Below are 23,798 nucleotides of genomic sequence, written 5' to 3'. Positions count from 1 at the left end.
GCAGGCCAGCGGCGCCGACGGCCGCCATCGGTGATGATCTCGTAGTCAGACATAAGCACGTGCTTAGGCATATGCCTAAGCCTCCATGGTTATGCCCAGGTGTCCGGTCGAAACGGGGGCCAGTTCAGCGATCCTGCAAACTATCAGACCCTGGCGCAGCTCGAGCGGCGCGCGGACAAGCTGTTGCAGGTGGAATCGCGACCCGTTGCCTATCTTGGCACCACGGTTGCCCCCGGCAGCGTTATGAGCCGCGGCGCCACCTCGGGCGTGGTCGCTGCGAAGCCGGCAGGGGCCGTAGTCTCCACGCCAGCCTCATCGAAAGGTGGCCCAAGTCCCGCCGCTTCACCCAAGAAATCGTCAAGACGGAAAAGTTCGCCATCCGACGCGAAGGCAGAGCCATCCGGCAATACGTCTGACATCAAAGATATGACTTTCGGGCCCATCAAGGACAGCAAGCTATGAGCAATGAATTCATCATTCCCAGCGTCGCCGAGGCGAACGCCAAGCTTGGAAAGTGCCATTTTCCGCTCGCGAGAGGAGATGACCTCCACCAATCCTTCGCACACGCATTCAGCCGCCACTTTGGCCGCTTGCAGGCAGCTGAAAGCTTTGATGCCCACGGGCTCCTGGTGACCGGGCAGTCAGGAACGGGCAAGACCACCGAGATCATGAAATTGATTTCACGTTTCAACGAGAGCTCGGTGCCTTTGCCGAACGGTAATACTGCGCGCTTCGTCCATTGCGAGCTGGATGGAAAGAGCACGTGGAAAGACCTTGGTCGGAAAACTTTGAAAGCACTGGGATATCCGATCTCCGATAAGACCCGTCGAACGCAATTCGAGATTTGGAGTTTGGTTGCAAAGCAGACTGAACTACAAGGCGTGATCGGAATCCACTATGACGAAGCGCAGCATATTATGCGCGGTAAGTCGGACAATGAAATCCTGAGCGTGCTGGATGCGTTCAAGACCTTGATGAAGTCTGATGCCTGGCCTTTGATGTTAATCCTATCCGGTATTCCCGAGCTGGAAAGCTACGTGCGGCGCGAACCTCAACTCGACCGTCTGTTGTTCCGTTTGGAATTCGGGGAAATCGACCTTCATAGTTCGTCAGACGGGCCCTCTCCAGATTACTCTGTTCTAAATGAAATTGTTGGGAGCTACGCGATCAAGACCGGGCTCCATGTGGAACAGAGCTTGATGACGGGTGATTTCCTGCATCGTCTCGCAACGGCCGGAGCCTTTCGGTGGGGGCTCGTCATTTATATCGTTGGAGAGGCCATTTCGTTATCCATGACGAGGGAAAGCTCGCGTCTGGAGCATCGGGATTTTGTGAGCTTTTGGTGCAGAAGAACGGGCATGAATGAACTGGTAACACCATTTACCCATGAAGCGTATGAACGCGTGTTTCCGAAGGATCAGCCTTACCGTTCAGTTATGCTTCCATAGGACTTCCCAGCCAAATCGTGAGTAACGAACCCGCGCTTCGGCGCGGGTTTTTTTATGCGGCGAGTTCCTTGCCGTACGCTATGGAGAGCGTACCTTTCGGCTGCGCATGCTTTTAGATTTTGCGTATGCTTATGCCGTCGTTTCTCCCGGGTTGAGGGCTAACGCATTGTAAAGAAAGGAACTTACTAGGCGCCGAATCGGGTGGAGTAGATTTTGCGCATGCTTATGCCGTCTTTGACTACTTCATGAATGAACACATGTAATCATAAGGTTGGTAGAACTCATATCCTTGAGAAGGTTCACGTTATCCCTTTCTGAAGTGTCCAGTTTCGATATCTTTCCGGTCGTCAGGCGGTGAGCGTGTGGGTTAAGATGCCCTGCAAAGACGAACCTGCTGGCCGCTGAAGACGACATCCCGAGCGACTTGGCGAATACGAGATCTTCGCTGGCCGCTTGCGGCTTGCGGCCTGCAAGCAGGCCGGTCTTTCGATGCGCGCGGAGATTCAGGATCTCGAGCACCGCGATCTTGTCCTTGGCCAGGAGATCGAGAACATCGCCTACGATGACCTGACCTATATCGAGCGAGCGCGACTGGCGGCCCGGATGGTCGACGAGGCCGGCCGTCAACCAGCGGAAATCGACTCGGCCTTTAGCTGCGGACAGACAGACAGGTCCCGATACCTGAAGATCGGCCGCGGCATCCCGACGGATATCCTGCAATGGATCGGCAAGGCGCCCTGCGCGGGACGTCCTCCGTGGGAGCAGCTTGTGACGGCTCTCGAAAGCGATGAGGCCGCAGAGCCACGTATTCGGCAAGTGTTAGCAGCTGCCAACGACGAGGAGCGACCTTCCACCTCCGACGATCGCTTCAATCTGGTCTATCGGGCTGCGGTCGAGACCCCGAAACCCGAGAAGGCAAAGCCGCGGACACCGGAGGTGCGCGACATCTACGTCGATGGCGTTGAAGGGCCCGTTGCGCGGACCAGGCGCACCTCAGAGGGCTTGGAGCTGATTATTATCGGCGAGCGCAAAGCCGGCTTCCTCGCCTATGCCGCCGAGCATGGTCAGGAGATCGTCCACCAGATGATGCGGCACTATGAGCGAGAGCAGGACATCAACGACATGACAGAGGGCTTCGAGGACACCGACGAGCTCACCCGCGGTGATCAATGAGCCAGAGCAAGTCGAAAGTGATCGCGGTTGCCACGCAGAAGGGCCGCGCGGGTAAGAGCACGATTGCTATCCACCTGGCGGTCCAGGCCATGCAGTCGAAGAAGAATGCTCAGGTGGTGCTTCGCGCCCCGTAGACACGGTGTCGCGCAGAGGATTGCTTCGAGTCCATTTTGATACGGCCGGCGATGCAGAATTCGCGGTTGCAGCAAAGTGCCCGGCGTCGCGACCGGTCCTCAGCCGCCGTTCGACGGAGAAACGCCCGCCGCAGTGCGGCCCGTCACTCCGGTCATTCGCTGCACTTGCACGATGTCGGTTGGTGTGAATGCTGACAATGCGGACATCATGGAACCGCACCGCGGTCTGTGGCAGCATCGTGACATGATCAAATTCTGCACTCTCGGCGATGACCATCCCGATCTCGCGCATTCTCCGCTGCTTCGGGGCGCTCTCCTGACCCTGCAATATGCGCAGGAGCACGGATCAATCGGTCTGACCAAAACCAAGGCCTTCAAGCGCGTTTTCGTCCATTGGGCCGTTGAGCATTTCGACTGGCCGGGGAAAAGCGCAGAGGAGATGTTCCGCTACAACAAGGTTATCAATGAATATGAGTTTCCCCCACTCGAGGTCCTGCATTTCCTGCTGATTTCCCTACGCCTTGGACGTCACTTCAAGGGTGAGTTTCGGCTGACGAAGCGTGGCACAGAGTTGGCGCAAGCCCCTGGCCACCTGTTCGCCGAACTGATCCCATATTTTGTGTTTCGGATCGATCACGATTCCTATGCGCGCTTCGACGACCGTCTCTTCGGAAAATGGGACGTCTGGATGAACGTGATTAACGTGGAGGCCGATCATGGCACGACCGAGGCTGCCTTGTTCGAGACCTTCTACGGTGAGCCACAGGACTGGCACACCGCGGGGTGGCGAGAGATGGCCGCGTTCTCGTCTTGCGTGCTTCGGCCGCTCGAATGGGCGGGGTTATTGATCGAGACCCGCGGGAACTACGCAGGAAAGCAGGTGTGTCATGTGCTGAAGTCTCCGCTCTGGCGCAGTGCGCTAATTCTCGACACCGACGAAATGCTGCGACCGATGTCCTTTCAATGAGATGTTTTCACGTCTTTCAAAACGCGATGCTACTGGTGCTCAGCGGTCCAGAGCCGGCGAGTGCCGAGCCAGGCCTAAGCAGGAGCGGATGAGCTATGTGACATCCCTTTTCGCACGGAAGATGGTCGCCGCCGCCGGCGACGGCCCAGATGCGGCTGCGCTGCTGGCCTCCGTAGGGATCGATGCGGACGCGCCCTGGGACCCCAAGGCGATGATTCCCGCGGGAGCCTACTACACGATGCTGGAGCGGTTGGCCGGCGAGGTCGATGCAACCAACCTTCCGGTGCGCGTGGGTGCGTCGATGCGCTGCGACGAATACGGCGCGTTGGGACTGGCGTGGAAGGCCGCGCCCGATCTGCGGGGATCACTGTCCCGGGTCGAACGCTATGCCCGGCTTTGGACCAGCGTCGTGCGCTACGAACTCAGGCCCGATCCACGCGGCGTGCTCTACGTCATTCATCGGCCCGGTGAACGGCGGCTTGGGATGCGGTTGTCGAACGAAACGACGCTGGTCGCCACAGTCGCGCTTGCAAGGCAGGTGAGCCCTGCGCCCGTGACGCCGGTGGAAGTGAAGGTTCAGCACGCCGCGCCAGACGCGGTCACATCGCATGAAGACTGGTTTGGGTGTCCGGTGCGCTGGGGAGCGGAGGTTGACGCGATCCTGTTCTGCCACGAGGCCCTGTCACAGTCGAATATCCTCGGGGACGAGGGTATTTCCCGCTATCTTCTGTCGCATCTCGATGCCGAGCTTGGCGGCCTCCGGGAAGACGTCTCACTGGTGGCGGAGGCGAGGGCCGCCATCGCGCAAACCCTCAGCGAAGGCGCGCCGAAGATGGCGCGTGTCGCCAGGCAGCTCGGCCTCAGCGTCCGGTCGTTTCACCGGCGCCTCGCCGAACACGGCGTGTCCTTCCAGACCCTGACCGAGGAGACCCGCCGCGACCTCGCCGAGGGCCTGCTGCGCGACGATGCCCATTCCCTGGCCGAGATCGCCTTCTTGACCGGCTTCTCCGAGCAGAGCGCCTTCACCCGGGCCTTCAAGCGATGGATGGGCGTCACACCGGCGAGCTATCGCAAGGAACGCCTGAAGCGCTGAAGGACACTGGCCGCGAAAGTCGAAGGACTGGCAGCGCCGATCAATACCGGGCGCGGTGCGTGCACGTATTCCTTGGCCATCGATCTCAAGCCAAGGAGCAAACCCATGTCCAGCAAACCCATTCTCGTCATCGGCGCCACGGGCAAGACCGGCCGACGCGTTTCCGCCCGGCTGGAGGCCAGCGGCTTGCCCGTCCGCCGTGGATCGCGGAATTCCACCACCCCCTTCGATTGGGACGCGCCCGAGACCTGGGCCCCGGCCCTGTCCGGCGCGCAGGCGGCTTATGTCACCTATTTTCCGGACCTGGCCTTTCCCGGGGCGGTCGAAAAACTCGAATCGCTCTGCGAGACGGCGAAGGACGTGGGCGTCGAACACCTCGTCCTGCTGTCCGGGCGCGGGGAACACCACGCTCGGCTGGGCGAAGAGGTCGTGCGCAATTCCGACGTCGACTGGACCATCGTGCGGGCCGCGTGGTTCGCGCAGAACTTCTCCGAAGGTTACCTGCGTGACCCGGTGCTTGCCGGGGTGCTGCCCATGCCCGGCGGCGACATGCCCGAGCCGATCATCGATATCGACGACATCGCGGATGTGGCCGTCGCGGCGCTGACCGACGATCACCACAGAGGACAGCTCTACGAGGTCACGGGTCCACGGCTCATGACCTTCGCCGAGATGGCGGTCGCGCTGAGCCATGCCGCCGGAAGCGAGATTCGATACATCCCGATCAGCTTCGACGACTTCCACGCCAACGTCGCGCGGGCGGGCGGCACCTTCGTGGCCGACGTCTTCACCGCCATCGCACGCGAGACGCTGGACGGGCGCAACGCGCATCTGGCCGACGGCGTCCAGCGCGCCCTGGGTCGCGCGCCACGTGACTTCACCGATTTCGCCCGCGCCGCCGCCGCCTCGGGCGCCTGGTCCTCCGCCGCCTGACCCCGGCCTCCTGATCCAGAAAGGACACCTCATGTCCCTCAATCGTTTCGAGCAATTCGCCCTCGGCGCCTCCGGGATCACGGCCCTCGGGATCGGCGCGGCCATCGTGGCCATGCCCCGGGTCTTCTATGCCACCTATGGCATCGAGTTGGGCGACAACGTCAACCTGCTGAGCGAGTTGCGCGCCCCCGGCGCAGGACTCGCCGTCTTCGGCGCCCTCATGTTGACCGGGATCGTTCGGCCCGCCATGCGACAGACGGCCATCGTCGCGGCGATGACGGTCTTCCTCGCCTACCCGGCGGGACGCCTCGCCGGGATCGCCTTCGACGGTGTGCCGTCTCCCAACATCCTCGGTGCGCTCGGTTTCGAACTCGTCGTCGCCGTGATTTGCGTCCTGGCCTTCGGTCATCGGTTCCGGGCTCGTCCCTTGGGGAGCCACGCGACGCAGTGACCCGATGGCGGCGGGCAACGTCTCGCCGCCTGCACTTCAACCCGTTCAAGGATAATGACAATGTCCCCCCTTCTCCTGCTACTTCAAGGCGCCGTCCTCGCCTATGCGCTGGTCGCCGGCGTCTTTCTCTCCTTCTCGGACTTCATCATGCGATCGCTCTCGCGGACCAGTGGTTCGGCTGGGGTAGAGGCCATGCAGACCATCAACCGCGAGGTGTTCCGCTGGGTCTTCATGGCGCTGTTCCTGGGCCTTGCCGTCGCATCGATTGGTCTTGCCGCCTATGGCGGGATTGTTGTGCGCGGCGGAGTTGGCATGCTGATGATGCTCGCCGGCTCGATCTATCTTTTCGGATGCTTCGGCGTGACCATCTTCTTCAACGTGCCGATGAATGAGACACTCGCGCGCATGATCGCGGCGGAACATGCCACGAGCGCCTACTGGACCGGCACCTACCTGCCGCGCTGGACCTTCTGGAACACCCTCCGGACGGTGGCCTGTGTGCTATCGGCGATCCTCTTGCTGATGGCCTTGCCGGCCTTGGCTTAGATCCGCGTATCCGGAGCCTCAGCCCCCGAACCCTTCGACCAACGCGTCGAACACGACCCGCAGGCGGCGCGAGCGGGCGATGTCGCGGTGGGCGACGATCCAGACCGGAAAGGCGATGGGGCCGAAATCCGGCACCGCGCGTTCGACGGATGGGTCCGCATCGCCGATGCGGTCGTCGAGGATGCCGATGCCCAGTCCCGCGCGCACCATCTCCCACATCACGGTGAAGTTGCGGCAGCGGTAGGGGAAGTTGTCCGGCCCGAGGTCGAAGCCCTGACCGTTCAATAGCCCCATGAGGCTGCCAGCCGCGTCGATCTCGATGAACTCCGCCGCGCCGAAATCCGCTGCCGTCCCGGGTCGGCTCAGCCTGTCCAGATAATCCGGCGCTGCGTAAAGGCGGGCTTGCGCATCCTGCAACCTGCGGCCAATCAGGTCGGCCTCCGTGGGCCGCACGTTGCGCACGGCGATGTCGGCCTCGCGGCGCGACAGATCCGACAGATCGTTGGACACCACCACCTCGATGCGGATGCGCGGCTCGGCCCGGTGCAGCGCGTCGAGGATGGGCGGCAGAAGGTAGCTCGCATAGGCGTCCGAGGCCGAGATCGCCACTTCGCCCTCCAACGCCTCGGTCTGGCCCCAAGCGGCCAGCGACAGGGCGCGGGCACCATCGCCCATGATCCGCGCATGTTCCAGCAGGTCGTGGCCCGCAGGCGTCAGGCGCAACCCCCGGCCAGACCGCTCGAAGAGCGCCACGCCCAGTTCGGTCTCCAGCGCCTCGACCTGGCGGCCGAGCGTCGGCTGCGCGAGCTCCAGCGCCCGCGCGGCGGCGGACAGCGAGCCTTCCTCGGCGGTTACGAGAAAGGCTCGGGCCCGGTTCCAGTCGAAGGTGACGCTGCGCCAATCCATACGGAATTGCATATCAGTTCGGCGAAATCGGTCAATTCCCTACAATAAAGCAGGGGAGTATGCAGGCCCCATCACCCCATCCGAAAGGAGGACCAAATGCACGTTTTCCAGGACCCAACCTCCCACGCCTATGCCCGCGTAACCGGCGCGCTTTACCTGACGATCGCCGTCGCGGGCGGTTTCGCGATCCTCTACGTGCCGGGCCTTCTGAACGTTCCCGGCGACCCGGCGGCGACCTTTGCCAACATCGCCGAACGGCGCGGGCTGTTCCACGCAGGCATCGTCGGTGACGTCGTTATGATGACGGCCGAGGTGCTGGTGTCGGTCATGCTCTGCTTCATGTTCCGCCCGGTGAACGCAACGCTGTCGCTGGCGGCCTCCTACGCGCGCCTGATGATGGTCGCGGTGATGGCGGCGATGCTGTTCTTCCACGCCGCGTCGCTGGCGCTGGCGGACGGCACGGTGCCGCTGGACAGCTTCAGCCCGGCGCAACGGATCGAGCTTGCGGGCCTGATGCGCCACGTCCACGATGCGGGCGTGTGGATCTGGCAGATCTTCTTCTCCCTGCATTTGTTGCTGCTGGGCACGCTTGTGCTGCGCTCTGGGCTTTTCCCGCGCTTGCTGGGCTTGGGCCTGATCGTCGGCGGCACCGGCTATATGGTCGACAGCGTGCAGATGTTTGCACTGCCCGACGCCAAGTTGCTGGAGATGGTGAAGATCGCACTGCTGCTGGTCGTCACGGTTTCCGAGATCGGCTTCGCTCTCTGGCTGCTGTTCCGCGGCCCCCGTCAAACCCGGTCCCGCGACGTCGCCGCCTAACCTATTCGGAAGGAGACCGATCATGAAACGCATCTGCATCGTCGGCATCTCGGGCAAGCTTGGCCAATACATGACCGAACACGCGCTTGCCCGGGGCTACGAGGTCACCGGGGTCTGCCGCCCCGAAAGCGTAGCCAAGCTGGCCCGCTTCGGGGACCGGATCACCGTCTTCCCCGGGCGCACCGACGACCGCACGGTGATCGGGGCCGCGACACGTGGCTGCGACGGCGTGCTGACCGTGCTGGCGCCCTGGGGCGTGCAGGACTACGCCTCGGGCACGGCGCGTGCGGTGATCGACCTCGCCCCGCCGGAGGCCCGGCTGGTCTTTTCCTGCGGCTGGCATGTCAGCCGCGACGGAAAGGACCGCTACGGCTGGAAGATCCGCGCCATCGTCCGCTTCGGCACCCCGATCCTGCGCGCGCTACGGTTGGTCGATCTGGACGACCAACAGCGCGCGGCAGACCTGATCTTTGCCTCCGCGCGGGACTGGACGCTGGTGCGCGGTTCGGACCTGGAGGAAGGCCCGAGCGAGGGCCTGCCGGTCTGGGCGCGTCATGCCCACGACCCGACGTTGGCGCGCAACCTGATGCGGCGCACGGATTTCGCACTGTTCATGGTGGCCGCGCTGACCGACCCGACTCTGATCCGGGAAGCGCCGGCCATTACTGGGCGAGACTGAGGGGCCTTCATAGACGAAGGCTGCTCTACCGCCCGCCCTTTGCATTCCGCGGTGCAGGTGAATGATGCCAGGGCCCGGAATGCGATGACCGCTTCGAGCCCTGTTTGCCCCATGCTGCAACACTGTCTGATGTCCGCCTACGGCCCTTGTTTTTTGCGAGCACGCAGGCGGCTCAACGTCACCGGTGTCATCCCCAAGAAGGTTGCAATGAACGTATGGGGAAAAATGGCCTCATAGCCTGGGAAGGCCCGGCGAAACCAGGTAAGACGCTCAGCCCCCCCAAGAGCTGCGAGGCACCATTCTTTTTCAGCCTTCTCGCTCAACGCGCCTCGTAGAACCGCATTTCCCCAGTCGCGGATAGGCCGAGATGCGATCATCAGATCTGAAAGCAGATGGCTGTCGACCTTGGCTATCGTTGCATCGGTCGTTGCTGAAATAGACACAAGCGATACGCCGTCCCGTGCTCGCGCGATGTTCGGCGTGACGACACAGGGACCAACATAGAACCCTACGCACACCTCTTTGCCCGCGTCATCGCAAATACTGCTGACGAGGCACCCTGCCAACACGACATATTCGTCCGTTTCCGGTTGTCCCTGACGAGAAACCTGCGCTCCCTTGTCGAAGGGCCTTTGCTTCCACCGGGCCGCGAAACCCTCGGCACAGGCGATATCCGACAGGTCCGGCGACTGTAGGAGAAAGGTTCTCAGGTCCAACTGGCGAGCCTTATCAAATGATAATGCGGATAGTTTCGTCTGACTGCATGTGTTGCCCAGGTCAAGGAGGCTGCAAAATGATGAACGGATACCTTCCAAAGCACGTTGGAAAAATCGCGATTGGTGCAGCAATGCTTGCCGCGTCAGTTTATCTCGCAATGATCAGCGTCACACTCGCGCACCTCGAAGCCGTTTCTGGGCAGGTGCCTTTCGACATGCGTCCCTTTGGCTACAGTCCCACAGAGGCAGCACTGCTTCTTGATGGGTTGGGAATGGTTGGTCGCGAATACTATCTCACACGCCAGATACCACTGGACATGGTCTATCCAGCTTTTCTCGCGCTGACATTGTGCAGCACGATCTTCTGGTTTGGGAGCCGCATAACAAGCAGAAGATTTGTGCACCTCGGCGTTACCCTCTCGGTAGGCAGTGCGCTGTTTGACTATATCGAGAACCTTGGGATCGTCGCAATGATCCGAATCTGGCCAGACGTGTCGGGGCTCATCGTCTATGCTACGAGCACAGCGACGATCTTCAAATCCGGCATTACAACGCTGACTGTGATTCTGGCGCTTCTCACCGGGTTCCTCTGGTCGCGCCAAGCAAAAGCGGACGCTCGCGCTTGTTGAATGAGGAACAGCTGCTTAGTCCGCTGAGCCAACGTCAAGTATAGGCGGCTTTGTGGGACATGGCGTCATGCCCGCAATCAGGTCGACCTAAAGCGGCACCACTGAATTCGAAAGGCTGGGCTTTACCGCCGTCTTTCCAACAATGACTGCCGCTTTGCGTAATCGCGCAACAAGGGCACCCGGCGCGGTCGGAAGCTGCCCCCGTTGAGGGAGCTGCGTTCGATGCCCGTGGCGTAGAAAATGCGCCAGTCCCGCCGCAGGCAACACCAGACCAGCAGTTTCAACCTGCCCTCCGAATAGCTGATGCCGAGGGGCCAGATTTCGCGCTCCGTGACTCGCCCGCCGAGGTCGCGATAGCGGACGTCCAGCGCCAGTTCCTCCCAGCAGGCACGCCGCAGCAACGCCGTGTCGACGGCGGGGGGGCGCCGCCGCCGACGGCGCATGAAAGCTACGCAGCACAGTGTGCAGGGCCTGGCGGGATTGCCCGTCGGGCAGCGTGGCGATGATCCGGGCCAGCGCCGAACGGCCCGCCGCCTGCAAATCCGCATCGCCTGTCTGGTGCAGGTCGCCCACCGCAAGGACGAGCGCCTCGATCTCCAGCCGCGAAAAGCTCTGGGGCGGCAGCGCCGGGTCCTCGGTCAGCGTATAGCCGACCCCTGCTTCGCCGTCGATAAGCGCGCCGCCCGCGCGCAGCGTGGCGATGTCCCGGTAGAGTTGTCTTCGCGATACGTCCGTCTCCGATGCCAGCCGCGCGGCGGTGACGGGGGCGGGCAACCGCCGCAGCGCGTCCATCAAGCGCATGAGGCGATCGGTGTGGGCCATGCTGACGGATTTTGTCAGCAGCCCAAGCGTATGACAAGCCATCACGCAACCACAGGAGACACCAATGCTGACGCTCTACCATGCCCCATTCTCCCGCTCGACCTCCATCCTCGCCCTCATCGAGGAGATGGGCATCGACGACCGTATCGACGTGCAGGAGGTCACGGTCGCCCGCCCCGACGGGACCGGCGGTCCCGACCCGCACAATCCGCATCCCGAGGGCAAGGTCCCCTATTTGACGAACGGCACGGATCATGTCCGCGAACGGGGCGCTATCGTGGCCTACCTGACGGACTTGTTCCCCGAGACCGGGCTCGGCCGTCCTGTCGGGCACCCGCAGCGCGGGGCGTTCCTGAGCTGGCTCTTCTACTACCAGGGCGTGATGGAGCCGGTGCTGGTCCTCGACTGGACGAAGGTGGATCACCCCATCCTGCGCGCCACGTTCCGCGATCTGGACGCGGTCCTCGCCCGTCTTTCGGAGGCGCTGGACGGCCGTCCCTACCTGCTCGGCGAGTGCTTCTCGGCGGTAGATCTGCTGCTGTCGAGCCCCTTCCAATGGCTTCCGGACGCGATGCCGGAAGATCCTTCCGTTCAGGCCTGGATCAGGCGCTGCGCTGACCGTCCGGCGCTGAAGGCGGTCGTGGAACGAGAGCGGCTGGCGCTGTCGGCGTAGGTCCCGTTCGCCCGGGGCTCTCGGTCGGCGCGATGACGGCCCTGCAACTGCGCGTTTCACTCGCTATCACCGCCTATCATGAGCGCTGATGGCGAGGCTCTCCACCATATGCGTGATCTCCTGCGTCAATGCCTGATCGAGGCCGACGGCGGCAACGGCGAGGCCCGGATTCGGGGCAACAGCTGCGTGCAGCCCTCAGAAGCCGCCGTGGCGATAGATCCGGATGTCGTCGGGCCCGCCTGCGAACAGGCCCATTCGGTAAGGGCTAAGCAAATTCAATTACTTGGCAGTTGTTCAGTGCGAACCAATTCATCATCGCCGGGCAGTTCCCATGTCGTCTCGATATAATCAAACATGCCGCGTGTGATTTCCATATGGAAGGTATCACCTTTTTCCTTGTTGCGAGCTTCGATACGCTTCCACCGCACGGAAGCATCGACATCCAAGACATGTAGTCTTATCGTGAGTTGAGCCTGTTTTGCGAAGGCGGCATACCTTTGACGATGTTCATGCCGCTGAAAGCCAAAGTCCAAAATCGACGGTATCCCCAGCCTGCCGAGTTGCAAGGCCGTTGCCCACATTTGCGCCTCGCAACGATGGACGCGCGGGAAAATCCATGCCGGGCTCAAGCTTTCTGGAGCATCCTCCCCAAACAATGATACCATCCATTCATCGATAGAGAATACGACACCGCCGATTTTGTTGGCCAACTCTCGGGCATATGTTGTTTTGCCCGCGCCTGTTGAGCCGCAAATCAGGTGGATTTGTTGTGTATAATCGTCCTGCATTGAGGAAACCTCTCTTGATGGTAGGGGGTGTTCGCAAAGCGTGTTGGTCGGCCGAGCGGACCTTGGGGCTGGCCGGTGTAAGCGCATCAACGCGTGCTTCGCTGACGACGCATTCGAAAAAGAGGGCGGCCTGGCTGTGCAATTGCATCGGTGACGGCGATGGCCGCGCCAGGCGAAGGCCGGAGACATGGCGTTCAGTCAGGCCACCAGTAGGTTGCGAAGCGATGTCATGCGGAAATCTCCCTTACGAAAGAGGTTCGACCTTGGCGCAGAAGCACCAGGCCGGCGGCCACGAACCACAGGATGGCGCCAAGGCCGAAGACGGCGCCGGCGATCTCGCCCAGCGGCGGCAGGATGGTAACGAGCCCGGCAATGCCGCTGACAGCGCCGATCCCGGCAGTGATACGTCCGAATACGCCGCTCGCAAGCGCGGCGAGGCTGACGGTCAGTATCCACGCACCGCCGGCGATCTCGTTGCCGCCGCCCAAGCCCGACTCGACAGCGTGGAGTGTCGACCACAGCTCAGCGGCAGCCTCTGGATCGCCGGCGAGGGCATGGATGTGTTCCACCGCGACATTGGCAATCATCCCGGCGCCGAGGACGAGCGTGGCCCAGATCAGACCGATCGCACCGGCCAATGCGGCGGCGTCGGGTCTCTCTTTGGCGATCCGGCGGTGCAGTGCGACGACCAGCACCGCCAGCGCCAGCGCGTTGAGGACGTAGATCGTGGTGTTGAAGGTGATCATGACGCCAGGACGCTCGGCGATATAGGCGACGACGGCGGAGACATCGATCTCGCCCGTGCCAAAGCCGAGCGGGGCGAACACGGTGACGAGAAAGACGAAGCCGAACACGTAGGTTGCAGCGCAGACAAGGGCGGCGAGGCCGCCGGCTTTGGTTAGGGTCATTTTCTTGCTTCTGGAGGTTGGTGGGCCGCCTCGGCGGCGAGGGTTGCGAAGTGATCGGCGAGGTGCCGCGTGCCGAAGCGGGGCGCGACCATGTCGAGCCCGAGCGCAGTTAGGAAAAAGCGTGCCGGGCCGCTGAGGCGCCGCGGCAGGACAGGCAGGACGGTGAGCGCGGCACGGCGCAGAGCGTCCGGCAGGTGGGTGATGCGCGGCGTGGTCCCGATTGCGGCGAAGGCGGCGCGGGCGATCTCGTCCTGGCTCATCACGTCGGGGCCGCCGATCTCTGCCCAGCCCCGCTCTGCGTCCGTCGCGTCGGCGACGGCAACCGCCAGGTCGCCGCCATGAATGGGATTGAGGCGCTGCGCCCCGTCCCCGAACAGCCAGACGCGACCCTTACGCGCCATCGCCAGGATCTCGCCCATGTCCGAGAAGTAGCCGGTGGGCGCGATCACCGTGGCGGCCATGTCGGAGGCCTGGAGCGCGTCCACGAAGGCGGTCTTGGCATCGACGAGCGGCACGCCCGACATGGCATCGGCGTTCAAGACGTGGACGTAGGCAAAGCGCTTGACGCCCGCCGCCTCGGCCTCGCGCAACAGGTTGAGGTTGGCCTGGAAGTCGACCTCCCGGTAGCCAAGCCCATCGGCTTGACGGGTGATGCCAAGCGATGAGACGACGAGGTCCATGCCATTCATGATCCCCTTGAGCGTGTCGGGCCGGGTGGCCTCGGCCTCGATCGACAGATCGGCCAGGGCCTCGGCCCGGGCAGTTTCGCGGACCAAAGCGGTGACGTGGTGCCCGCGCCGCGTGTATTCGGCGCAGAGAAAGCGCCCGAGATAACCGGTTGCGCCGGCAACGAGAACGTTCATGGATCGTCTCCGGTGTTCAGGAAAGACCGACGCCAAGCGCGGCGGCGGCCATGAGGGCGAGGACGGGCGTCCAGAGCAGGCGCTCCGGGCGCGAGGGGCTCGCGGCGTTGGCGGCGAGCGACAGCAGCGTCAGCGCGAGGGCGGGCCAGAACAGCGACGCCAACGGCAGGGCGCCGAGGCCGGCCCGGGCGAGCACCGCCCCGGCCATGGTTGCGAGCAACGCGGCCTGGACCAGCGCCAGCGCCCGCCAGGCGGGCGGCAGACCGCCGGGAAAGCGGCCGCCGACCGTCAGCCGGCCGAGCGGGGCGCCCGCGGCAATGGCCAGGTGCATCAGCACCGGCAACGCGGCCAGCCCGGCGTAGGCTAAGGCGAGGGTCTGGGTCATCACCAGAACCGAAAGAGGCGCGCTGGAAGGGAGCGCCGCGGCGCGGGCGCCTGTCCCTCCGCCAGGCCAATATCGCCCCAGAGATGCCGGGGCGGATAGGTGCAAGGCCATGCTGGCTGGCGCAGGCCTCCGGTCAGGAGGTGGTGAAAGCCGGTCATGCGGGGGTGGATGTCGTGCATTGCGCCCTCCCTTAGTTCACGACCGCGTGGCCGCGGCCGCGCAGGCAGTTCAGCACGATGGTCTCGCGGGTGTCGCTGGCTTCGGACGCGCCGGCGGCAGCGCCCGCCAACGCACCGATCGCGGCGCCGCCAAGCGCATTGCCCTCATCGTCCACCTTGCCCAGAATGCCGCCGATCCCGGCGCCCATGGCGGCCGCGGCCATCGTCTCATGATCCAGTTGCGACTGGTTGCGCGCGAGGCTGCGGCAGGCGGAGAGTTCGCTCTGGAACTGCGCGGTTGGTTGGCCGTCCAGGATCGGGTCCACATTCGCGCCCATGTCGGCGCAGGCCCCGAGCAGGGCGGTCAGCGCCACAGGGGCGATCAGCATCGGTTTCATGTCGTGTTTCCTTCGACTATCTATCGTGTCGAGGGAGGACCTACCCGTCCGTGCCAGGTGACGGCATGACCGCAGGGATCAGCGGATTGACCTTGGGCATCAATTGCCCAGCCACGCGGTCGGGCTTGCCCCGGTCCAGCGCCGGAATGCCCGCACGAAGGCAGAAGCCTCTGAGAAGCCCAGAAGGTAAGCTGTCTCTCCGACCGAGACCTTGCGGGCGCTCAGGTAGTCCATCGCCATTCGGTGCCTGAGGTCGTCGTGAACCTGTGCAAAGGTGACGCCTTCGTCCTTCAAACGGCGGTAGAGCGTCTGTCGACTCATGCCAAGGTCGCGCGCGATGCGGTCCATGGACAGCGTGCCCTCGTGCAGATCTGCGAGCATTCTCTCCTCAACGGCGGAGCGGAAAGTGTCACAGGTCGCAATCTCGTCCAGAAGCGCGTCCGCATGGCGCGTGAAGATGCCGAACACGTATTCCTTGCCGCCATCGAACGTCGCATCGAGCCAGACCGGATCGATCCGCAGCGCATTTCGCCCCGCGCGAAACGTCACCGGCACCCGGAAGAGCTCGGGGTAGCGGTTGGCATGGGGCGGCGGCGCATAGGTCACCTCCAACGCCTGCTCAAACGGGTGCTCGGGCGCGGAGCGGCGGAATTCCGAGATGAACCGGGCAAAGCTCGTCTCGGTCGCCATCCAGCTGCCGTCGCAGGGGCGATGATCCACCAGCCAGACCGCCTCCCCGTCGCGCTCGAGCGTGAACCGATCCCGTCCGCCAGGGACCGGCACATCGGCCATGAGGCGCGCATAGCGGTTCAGTTGACCCAAACTGTGCGGGAAGGACGTGGAGGCATGCACGATCTGGCCGACGATCGACATCGTCTCGAGCCGGGTCTCCAGCACGTGACGCAACAGCAGCGAGGTGTCCGCGGTCGCCTCGATCCCCGCGGCGATGAGTGCCTGATAGGAGGAGACCGGGATGCGAGTGTCCTGATCGGCCAGATCCTCGTCCGTCAGTCTCGCTGCCTCGAGAAGGCTCCTTCGCGGTGCCCCTTCGGCCACCGCGTAATCAAGGAAGGCGGACGCGAAACCGGCGGCCATGGTCTGATCGGACATGCGGCAGTCCCTTCCGGTCAAGAACTTGATGCGCCCGGTCATGCCATTTCAGACCCATCCCCGGGCAGTTTGTTCTTAGACGTGACGTAAGGACAACCCCGATGCTGCACCATACTGGCGCTTGACGGCCCACAGCTGCCGTTCACCTCTTCTCTGGATGCCGCGGCGCGGCCCACCGAACCGGCCATTCGCCGCGATCGCGAGATCGAGGCATTCCCGAACTCACGCTCTGCGGGACAGAGCAGGCGTTCGCCTCGCCGCGAGCACGGGAGCTACCGGCGCTTTACGGACTTTGACCGGGTAGCGGCACGGACAGCGATGCGGGAAAAGCTGGCATACGCTGCACATAGTGAGTACCTGTTCCATATAAAGAAGGTGCATGATGGATCGTGCGTGGATTAGTTGCGAAGCGAATTCCGAGTATTTTTACAATAGGCTAAAATGCCTCGCAGTACTTTATGACGAGGTAGTGATCTGGGCGCCATCGCATGAGGGGCTAAATACTGCGGGCATCTTGGACTTTGGGGCTGATAAAGTCTTCAAAAGATCTCCGCAAGATGATGCACCCTTTATTGTTGCGGGCCGACCCCAATACTTCAACCACGCATATAAATTCGATACGCCTACAAAGCGCTCCAGCCCAAAAATTGCGAAAACGCTGGAAGAATACGCAAACCACTGTAAAACGATTATTCCCGATAGCACCGAGGAATGCTACGACTTCGAGAGAGCCCATATTAATGATAAAGTATGGAGGCCTGCAAAAGAGGAGATCTGGCGCATCTTGCAGGCCCCCTCGGTAAAAGGCTCCCCAGAGAGGGTCATTTCGTTTGCGAAGAAAATGAATGTCGATCATCCGACCGCCGCCTTCTGCGAGTTTTTGAAGAATTTGCGCACATGTGCAGATTGTCGCGCAAATGCATTGCTCACGGATGATAACGTGATGACCGCATATGGTACATTGAGCCAGTCCAGCGTTTTGGAAACGAATAAGATAGCCTTCCAACGCATCATCCAACAGCAAATAGTCAGTCCGGCTAACGAGGAAAATCAATATCTCAAGGGCCTGCAGGACAGCCTCGAGCTATTTGAGAACCTGTACAAATCGTCTCAGATGCCATGGCAGGATCTGCTAAGATATCGCTCCGAATTTCTCGCCGCAAATAAGAAGCTTTTTGGCCGGGATGCGGTCGTGAAGTCCGTCGATGAAGCGCGAAGCTATATAAATAGAAGACTACGGTTTCTTTACGCGAGCGCATCTGCAGTAAATGCGGTCTACCAGATCAACAAGGGGACTGCTGCACATTACATGGCTCAGTTTGTCGGCATTGGGCCCGAAGATATCCCCAGCAGCGATTGGCTGCAGAAAGGCACGACCGAGGAGGAAAGGGATTATGTACGCTCGTGCATTACCCACTTTCTCGATTACTCCGAGCTTAAAGCGCCCAAGCCGGTCGCGGACACAATAAACAGAGGGCTCGAGATATACGACCAAGTGATCAATCTGGGACAAACCTTGCCAATGTACGTGGCCAGGAAAGCGGCACCAGGTGCTGTCTCGAAAGCCCTTATAGGCAGCGCGGCATTCAGGGAAAAGAGATTATTGTAGCGAGCTGGTGTCAACTCGGAACACGCTTCACACCCACCATACCCTAACGCACTACCTCCCCCCCTCGCTTCCTCAGCCTTTGAGCTGTCCCTGCCGTCGCCGGCATTTTTGGGGCTCACCGTGATCATCTGACTACACCTGTCGGATGTAGACATCGTCGGCATTCATGCCATTCGACCAAGCCGCAGCTTCGGCCAGTATGGGCTGATTGTGTTGAAAAACTCTCTCGCCCCGTGAGGACAGGCCTCGGACCAGAATTCCGTTCTGCCGGTCGCCAATTCTGACCTTATGGCAGATGATTTTGGCCGCTGAAATGAACGGGCGTTCTCGCAAATCTGGCTCTTTTGAACCCGGCCGAGTTTTTCAACACAGGCGGCTCGAAGCCCACCTTCGCTGCGACGCAAGATCAAGCGCCTGGTCGCCCCTCGTTCGGCGTCGCTCACGGCCCACTCCAGACCTTCGAGAGGTTCGGCCTCGCTGCGGCGTAGCTTCCCCGAAGCGGCCCTTCATGACATCATGAAATCGGATGGTCGGAGGTCAGCTGTTCGGGACGAAGCAGACTTTTACTGTCCGGATACGGAAGGAAGAGTGCTTTTCCAGGTACTCCAGCCGCCGCCCTATCGCTGCGTTTCTCTTTCGGCAATTTGACCTGTTTTCGGCCCGCGGCCTCGAGCCAGATGAGCGATCATGCGAGTTTTGCCCGGTGCGGTTGGGGCTGCGCATGTTGCGGACCCTCCCATGCGAGCGATCTGCTTCATTCGGGCAAAGCGTAGGCAATGATGGCATCGCTGACGCCGGTGCCCATAAAGTGGTGGCCGCCAGGCGCGATCATTATAAATTGCCGTCCATCCGCCTCGAAAGCGAGGGGGTTGGCCTGTCCGCCAGCCGGCAGAACGTCCTGCCAGAGGGTCTCGCCTGTCTCGATATCGATCGCGCGGATTAGATTGTCTGTGGCCGCGGCGATGAAGATCAGACCGCCCGCGGTGACGACCGAGCCGCCGTTGTTGGGCGTTCCGATGGTCAGCGGCAGGCGCGAGGGCACGCCGAAGGGGCCGTTGCGCCGTGCCGTGCCGAGGGGGCGGTCCCAGATCGTCTCGCCGGTCTCCAGATCGATGGCGCGAATACCGCCATAGGGCGGCTGCGTGCAGGGCATCCCCGTGAAAGGCGCGCGCCAGCCGGCGTTGATGCGGATCGACCAGGGCGCGCCTTCCTGCGGGGCGTTCCCGCCCGCGCCCTCGCCGCTGGCGCCGCCGTCGGTGATGATCGGCCAGTCGGTCTCCTCCTGGGGGATCATCCGGTTGTAGTTCGGGATGTTGTTGTAGTTGGCCACGATGATGCCACGGTCCGTGTCGACCGCGACCGAGCCCCAGTCGGAGCCACCGTTATAGCCCGGATACTGGATGAAGGGCGCGTCGGCCGTGGGCGGCTGGAAGAAGCCCTCGTAATTGGCGCGGCGGAACGCGATGCGGCAGAACATTTGGTCGATGGGCGACATGCCGTACATGTCGCGCTCCTGCAGCGGCTCGAAACGGATCTGGTGGTAGCTGCTCGCCGGCTGTGTCGGCGAAATGTACTCGGGCTCGATCTCGCCGCGGGTCGGGACCGGGTTCTCCTCCACAGGATGAAGGCTCTCACCCGTCTCGCGGTCGAGGACATAGATATCGCCCTGCTTGGAGGGCAGGATGATCGCGGGAACGGTGTCGCCATCCTGCGGAAAATCCACGAGCGTCGGCTGCGAGCCGAGATCGTAATCCCAGACGTCGCGATACACGGTCTGGAAGTTCCAGGCGACCTCGCCCGTCGTGGCGTCGATGGCCACGAGCGCGGTGGAGAACTCGTTCTCCGCCTCGGAGCGGTTCGAGCCGTAATAATCCACCGAGCTGTTGCCCATGGGCAGGTAGACGTAGCCCAGTTCCTCGTCGGCGACCGCGGTGGTCCACATGTTCGGCGTGCCGCGGGTGTAGACTTCGCCCTCCGGCGGGCCGTCGCGGTTCTGTTCGGGCGCGCCCATGTCCCATGCCCATGCAAGTTCGCCCGTACGCGCGTCGAAGCCGCGGATGACGCCCGATGGCGCGTCCTCGGCCTGGCCGTCCTTGACCTGTGCGCCGGTGACGATGACGCCGCGCACGATGGTTGGCGGCGCGGTGACGGCATACCAGCCCGGCACCCGCTCGCCCAGGTCCTGCCACAGATCGATGGTGCCGTTCTCGCCGAAATCCTCGCATGGAACGCCGGTGGCCGCATCGAGGGAGATGATCTTCGCGTCCAGCGTGGCCTCGATCAGGCGGGTGGCGCAGGTGTCGCCCTCCGATGCCTCGGGATCGGTCCAGACCGCGACGCCCCGGCACGTGGCGCCATAGGGGATGGCATCATTCGGCACGCCCGGATCGTAGCGCCAGTTCTCCTCCCCCGTCGCGGCGTCGAAGGAGATCAACATGTTCATCGCCGAGCAGGTCAGGATGTCGTCGCCGACCTTCAGGGGCGTGATCTCGGGCGAGTATTTCCCCTCTGCCGTCCCCTCGGGCATGTCTCCGGTGTGGTAGACATAGGCCCGTTCCAGCTGGCCCACGTTCTCGGGCGTGATCTGGTCGAGCGGGGAATAGCGCGTGGCCTGCGCGTCCCCGCCCCAGAACGGCCAGTCGGCGCCGACCTGGGGCAGCTCCTGTGCTTGCGTCACGGGGCTCGCGCCCGCGGTCTCGTCACCCGTGGAATCCTCAGCGAGCGGGGTCTGAGATAGTGGACTCTGGTTGGTAGATCCTCCGGTCGGCGTGTCGGACTGGGCAATGGCAGCAAGCGGGACCAGCGCCATGGCGGCGGCACCGAGGAGAAGGGTTGGACGGATCGACATGGGGAACCTCATACGGAACGGGCGGCGGGGCGGCGTGTGGTGATCGCCGGCAGGCAAAGAAGAACGAGAATCAGGAGTACGCTCGGCGCCACCATGCGCGGCACCCACGCCCACCAATCAAACTGGACTTCCCATAGCGTCCAGAAGAGTGTCGCCAGCCACAATGCCGTGTAGACCGCGACCGCGACCACGCTGAAGCGGAACAGGAGTACCCCAGAGGCGATCAACGCGATTCCGGCAAGGGCGTAGTACCAACTGCCGCCAAGAATGATGAGATAGGCCCCCCCGCCAAGGAGGATGGCGCCGATCACGGCTAGAACTGCGGCGAGTACAATTACGGCGATTTTACCGGCGCGCTGGGGCATCGAGCTGTTTGTGGAAGTGGACATGGCCTTCCCATCTCTTGGAAAACGAACGCGGCATTTTACCGCACCAATTATAGGTTAGTGCCTGGCGGACAGAAAACCACGCCCTTTGCCCTCGGCGCCACGTCCAACGGTCACCAGCGCCTGTTTTCTTGCGTGATGCTTTGTTGGAAGCAATGAGGGGCCGGCACATTGGTGCAGACACCCAAAAATCGAAACGGCAAGCGTATCCCCAAACGCTGCTTTTTGGGAACATACGCATACAAACTCGATTGGACGCCGCCACAAACCCTGTTCAAAATCCGGGCAGTTCGCGAAGGTGCTTTGCTCGCACACGACAGCAGATATCCGCGCATCATGCAGAATCGGAAAAATGGGCTCGGAGCTGACGTCCGCCGCGTGACGCCTGAGCGGCCGGAACGCGGGACGAAGCGGACCTCCGACGAACGGCAGCTTCCGGAGTTGGACACAAACGGTCGATATCGGTGAAAAAGGCCGGGCGCCAAATGTGGTATGACCGCTGACGGACCTTTTTGATCATTGGTCTTCGGCGCTTCAGTTGATCGAGGCTTCGCTTTTCCGCCTTCAGGCGGGCGAGAGCTTCACGAGGCGTCTGAGGTTCTGGGCGGTGGCGGCGAGGAGGAATTCTTCGGTCGCTCCGGTCAGTCCTCGCAGGCGTAGGCGACGCAATTTGAGGTGCCTCTTCAGGTGCGCAAAGAGCATCTCAACCTTTTTCCGCCGGGCCCGGGCCGTATTGTAGGCCACCGTGCCTGCCAGTTCGCGGACCGCCTCACGGGCATCCTCGTCGACCAGCCGGATGACCGACCGTGCCGAGGCGTCGGTACAGTCGGGCTTCCTCGGACACGCCCGACACGCGGCGGCCGATGGCTTGTAACGCTTCACGCCGGTTTCGACGGTGATGTTGCGGTAGGTAAGATCGTGGCCTTCGGGGCAGATGAAGCAGTCGCGGTCCCGGTCATAGACGAACGCGTCGCGGGTCAGCTTGCCGTCGGTCTGCGCGCGTCGGTCAAGAACGGGGACATAGGGTGTCACCTTCCGCTTCAGAAGCCAGGCGAGGAAGGGTGCAGTACCGTAGCTCTTGTCCGCTGCCAGCGATGTCGGCTTAAATCCAAGCTTGGCCTTGCTGCGTTCGAGCATGGCCTTCGCCGCGACGATCTCCTGGCTCAGACGCGCCGGCGTTGCCTCAACGTCCATGATGATCGCATGCCGGTCGTCGACCAGATAGTTGGTCTCGTAGCTGAAGCGTCCGGGACCGTCCTTCGTGGACCAGGCCGCTTGCGGATCGGTTTCAGAGATCACCTTCGGTGGTTTGTGCACCGGTCCTTCACGCTCGACGCCCGCTTCGGCTTCCAGTTGGTCGAGATATGCACGTACGGGCCGGGCGACGTCATCTGCCTCGGACCAGGCAGCCTTGAGTTCTTCCGGCGCAGCGCGCCTTTCGCGGTTGGTATCGGCCTCGACCGTGCTGCCATCGACCAAGGCATCAGAGCCGCCAACAAGCCCGGCCTCGACGCAGCGCTGGACCACCATCTCGAAGACGGAGCGGAGGACATCACCATCGGCGAAGCGCCCGTACCGGTTCTTCGAGAAGCTGGAGCGATCCGGAACGCACCCCTCGAGCCCGAGGCGACAAAACCATCGGTATGCAAGGTTCAGGTGCACCTCTTCGCAAAGGCGCGTCTCGGACCGGATGCCGTAAAGGTAGCCCACCAGCAACATCCGGATCATCAGCTCCGGGTCGATCGAGGGACGGCCGATCGGGCTGTAGAGGGCGGCGAGCTGCGGGCGGATAACGTCAAAATCCAGAACCCGGTCGATGCGCCGAAGCAGATGTTCGGGCGGAACGCGGTCCTCGATCCGAAACCGGTAGAACAGCGCCTCCTGTACTGCCAGCCGTCCCATCATCGCCAAGCCCTCCCATCTCTCAACATGAGAGAATCATCAGCTTGCGAGCCGATCAACGATTATTCCACTACATGTAGGACCCGGCCTTTTTCACCGATATCGGCCGTTTCTGTCCTTCCCTACAGGTGCTTGTGCCTACAGATGGTTAGCCGGGACAGAACCCCAAGGCAAAGCCCATGTGGTTCCGGCACGTTTTTGGGCTGCTCGCTAGAGCGGCCGTTCGCTGCAGCCCGTCGAATGAGCAGGAAGGGCTCGAACCGGACCTGTGGCGCTGCAGCGAACGAGACCACAATCTTGGCCCAGGCCTCCGTCCCTTCCGGCCCATTCCGGACTTTCGCGAATGGGTTATCCGCCGCTGTGCGGCTTCACCACTTCGGACATTCGCCGCGGCTGCACGGCAGGAACCGGGGAACTCACACAATGCGGAATAAACTGGGCGTTCGCTGCGCCA

Annotated in this window: 25 protein-coding genes and 1 pseudogene; 13 read left to right on the top strand and 13 right to left on the bottom strand. The window is 62.5% G+C overall.

Going from position 1 to position 23,798, the window contains the following annotated elements; translation table 11 throughout:
• Positions 1–458 precede the first annotated feature (458 nt).
• From PAA8504_RS19670 to PAA8504_RS19635, 8 genes are all read left to right on the top strand, one after another.
• Entirely contained in the window at positions 459–1,448 is a 990-nt protein-coding gene (locus PAA8504_RS19670) for an ATP-binding protein (RefSeq protein WP_108895848.1), read from the top strand.
• 453 nt (positions 1,449–1,901) lie between these two features.
• Positions 1,902–2,621, top strand: coding sequence for a hypothetical protein (locus tag PAA8504_RS19665; protein ID WP_108895847.1), 720 nt, complete (start codon positions 1,902–1,904; stop codon positions 2,619–2,621).
• Complete coding sequence (locus PAA8504_RS19660; protein WP_108895846.1) at positions 2,618–2,755, top strand: division plane positioning ATPase MipZ; 138 nt, start codon at positions 2,618–2,620, stop codon at positions 2,753–2,755. The genes PAA8504_RS19665 and PAA8504_RS19660 overlap by 4 nt, the downstream gene beginning before the upstream one ends.
• 244 nt (positions 2,756–2,999) lie before the next feature.
• Positions 3,000–3,722 (top strand): hypothetical protein, encoded by a 723-nt coding sequence (locus PAA8504_RS19655; RefSeq protein ID WP_219928959.1) that lies wholly within the window; start codon positions 3,000–3,002, stop codon positions 3,720–3,722.
• An 88-nt stretch (positions 3,723–3,810) separates the two neighbouring features.
• Positions 3,811–4,815 (top strand): AraC family transcriptional regulator, encoded by a 1,005-nt coding sequence (locus PAA8504_RS19650; protein WP_108895845.1) that lies wholly within the window; start codon positions 3,811–3,813, stop codon positions 4,813–4,815.
• Between the two features lie 105 nt (positions 4,816–4,920).
• The gene (locus tag PAA8504_RS19645; RefSeq protein ID WP_108895844.1) at positions 4,921–5,748 is read left to right on the top strand and encodes an NAD(P)H-binding protein; all 828 of its coding nucleotides are present in this window, start codon (positions 4,921–4,923) and stop codon (positions 5,746–5,748) included.
• Between the two features lie 31 nt (positions 5,749–5,779).
• Positions 5,780–6,199 (top strand): DUF4345 domain-containing protein, encoded by a 420-nt coding sequence (locus tag PAA8504_RS19640; protein WP_108895843.1) that lies wholly within the window; start codon positions 5,780–5,782, stop codon positions 6,197–6,199.
• A 60-nt stretch (positions 6,200–6,259) separates the two neighbouring features.
• Positions 6,260–6,745 carry an anthrone oxygenase family protein gene (locus tag PAA8504_RS19635; RefSeq protein WP_108895842.1) on the top strand — a complete coding sequence of 162 codons (486 nt, stop codon included), beginning with the start codon at positions 6,260–6,262 and terminating at the stop codon, positions 6,743–6,745.
• A gap of 18 nt (positions 6,746–6,763) precedes the next feature.
• Here PAA8504_RS19635 and PAA8504_RS19630 read toward each other — a convergent pair whose 3' ends face one another.
• On the bottom strand, positions 6,764–7,663 hold the full coding sequence (locus PAA8504_RS19630; protein ID WP_108895841.1) for a LysR family transcriptional regulator: 900 nt from the start codon (positions 7,661–7,663) through the stop codon (positions 6,764–6,766).
• Between the two features lie 84 nt (positions 7,664–7,747).
• Between PAA8504_RS19630 and PAA8504_RS19625 the strand changes: the two genes are divergently transcribed.
• Positions 7,748–8,470, top strand: a complete 723-nt coding sequence (locus tag PAA8504_RS19625) for a DUF4386 domain-containing protein (protein ID WP_108895840.1) — start codon at positions 7,748–7,750, stop codon at positions 8,468–8,470.
• A gap of 22 nt (positions 8,471–8,492) precedes the next feature.
• Entirely contained in the window at positions 8,493–9,149 is a 657-nt protein-coding gene (locus PAA8504_RS19620; RefSeq protein ID WP_108895839.1) for an NAD(P)-dependent oxidoreductase, read from the top strand.
• 137 nt (positions 9,150–9,286) lie between these two features.
• Here PAA8504_RS19620 and PAA8504_RS19615 read toward each other — a convergent pair whose 3' ends face one another.
• A complete protein-coding gene (locus PAA8504_RS19615; RefSeq protein WP_108895838.1) occupies positions 9,287–9,865 on the bottom strand; it encodes a Crp/Fnr family transcriptional regulator in 579 nt (192 codons plus the stop codon).
• A 77-nt stretch (positions 9,866–9,942) separates the two neighbouring features.
• On the opposite strand from PAA8504_RS19615, the gene PAA8504_RS19610 reads away from it, so the two are divergent.
• The gene (locus PAA8504_RS19610; protein ID WP_108895837.1) at positions 9,943–10,494 is read left to right on the top strand and encodes a hypothetical protein; all 552 of its coding nucleotides are present in this window, start codon (positions 9,943–9,945) and stop codon (positions 10,492–10,494) included.
• Between the two features lie 122 nt (positions 10,495–10,616).
• Here PAA8504_RS19610 and PAA8504_RS22745 read toward each other — a convergent pair whose 3' ends face one another.
• On the bottom strand, positions 10,617–10,937 hold the full coding sequence (locus PAA8504_RS22745; protein ID WP_306419547.1) for a helix-turn-helix transcriptional regulator: 321 nt from the start codon (positions 10,935–10,937) through the stop codon (positions 10,617–10,619).
• Positions 10,938–11,199: 262 nt separating this feature from the next.
• Positions 11,200–11,286: pseudogene (locus tag PAA8504_RS22740) on the bottom strand (transcriptional regulator); the annotation flags it as partial.
• A gap of 94 nt (positions 11,287–11,380) precedes the next feature.
• Between PAA8504_RS22740 and PAA8504_RS19600 the strand changes: the two are divergent.
• On the top strand, positions 11,381–11,989 hold the full coding sequence (locus PAA8504_RS19600; protein WP_108895836.1) for a glutathione S-transferase family protein: 609 nt from the start codon (positions 11,381–11,383) through the stop codon (positions 11,987–11,989).
• Between the two features lie 275 nt (positions 11,990–12,264).
• On the opposite strand, the gene PAA8504_RS19595 is transcribed toward PAA8504_RS19600, so the two are convergent.
• From PAA8504_RS19595 to PAA8504_RS19565, 6 genes are all read right to left on the bottom strand, one after another.
• Complete coding sequence (locus PAA8504_RS19595; protein WP_181375886.1) at positions 12,265–12,777, bottom strand: P-loop nucleotide/nucleoside kinase family protein; 513 nt, start codon at positions 12,775–12,777, stop codon at positions 12,265–12,267.
• A gap of 227 nt (positions 12,778–13,004) precedes the next feature.
• Positions 13,005–13,685 (bottom strand): DUF4386 family protein, encoded by a 681-nt coding sequence (locus tag PAA8504_RS19590; protein WP_108895834.1) that lies wholly within the window; start codon positions 13,683–13,685, stop codon positions 13,005–13,007.
• The gene (locus PAA8504_RS19585) at positions 13,682–14,548 is read right to left on the bottom strand and encodes an SDR family oxidoreductase (RefSeq protein ID WP_108895833.1); all 867 of its coding nucleotides are present in this window, start codon (positions 14,546–14,548) and stop codon (positions 13,682–13,684) included. The genes PAA8504_RS19590 and PAA8504_RS19585 overlap by 4 nt, the downstream gene beginning before the upstream one ends.
• A 16-nt stretch (positions 14,549–14,564) precedes the next feature.
• Entirely contained in the window at positions 14,565–14,933 is a 369-nt protein-coding gene (locus tag PAA8504_RS19580) for a hypothetical protein (RefSeq protein WP_108895832.1), read from the bottom strand.
• Positions 14,934–15,123: 190 nt separating this feature from the next.
• The gene (locus PAA8504_RS19570) at positions 15,124–15,489 is read right to left on the bottom strand and encodes a YMGG-like glycine zipper-containing protein (protein WP_108895830.1); all 366 of its coding nucleotides are present in this window, start codon (positions 15,487–15,489) and stop codon (positions 15,124–15,126) included.
• Between the two features lie 99 nt (positions 15,490–15,588).
• Complete coding sequence (locus tag PAA8504_RS19565; protein WP_108895829.1) at positions 15,589–16,599, bottom strand: AraC family transcriptional regulator; 1,011 nt, start codon at positions 16,597–16,599, stop codon at positions 15,589–15,591.
• A gap of 379 nt (positions 16,600–16,978) precedes the next feature.
• Here PAA8504_RS19565 and PAA8504_RS19560 point away from each other — a divergent pair, with 379 nt between their 5' ends.
• A complete protein-coding gene (locus PAA8504_RS19560) occupies positions 16,979–18,208 on the top strand; it encodes a hypothetical protein (RefSeq protein WP_108895828.1) in 1,230 nt (409 codons plus the stop codon).
• Between the two features lie 754 nt (positions 18,209–18,962).
• On the opposite strand, the gene PAA8504_RS19555 is transcribed toward PAA8504_RS19560, so the two are convergent.
• The 3 genes from PAA8504_RS19555 to PAA8504_RS19545 form a co-directional block, all read right to left on the bottom strand.
• Complete coding sequence (locus PAA8504_RS19555) at positions 18,963–21,056, bottom strand: pyrroloquinoline quinone-dependent dehydrogenase (RefSeq protein WP_245897708.1); 2,094 nt, start codon at positions 21,054–21,056, stop codon at positions 18,963–18,965.
• 8 nt (positions 21,057–21,064) lie between these two features.
• Positions 21,065–21,445, bottom strand: a complete 381-nt coding sequence (locus PAA8504_RS19550; RefSeq protein WP_108895826.1) for a glucose dehydrogenase — start codon at positions 21,443–21,445, stop codon at positions 21,065–21,067.
• A gap of 561 nt (positions 21,446–22,006) precedes the next feature.
• Complete coding sequence (locus PAA8504_RS19545) at positions 22,007–23,347, bottom strand: IS1182 family transposase (RefSeq protein WP_108895825.1); 1,341 nt, start codon at positions 23,345–23,347, stop codon at positions 22,007–22,009.
• Positions 23,348–23,798 lie beyond the last annotated feature (451 nt).

Origin of the sequence: Palleronia abyssalis (assembly GCF_900302445.1) — a bacterium.
In the GTDB taxonomy this organism is placed as follows: domain Bacteria; phylum Pseudomonadota; class Alphaproteobacteria; order Rhodobacterales; family Rhodobacteraceae; genus Palleronia; species Palleronia abyssalis.
The sequence above is the reverse complement of the archived record's forward strand: the minus strand, read 5'-3'. Positions and strand labels throughout refer to the sequence as shown.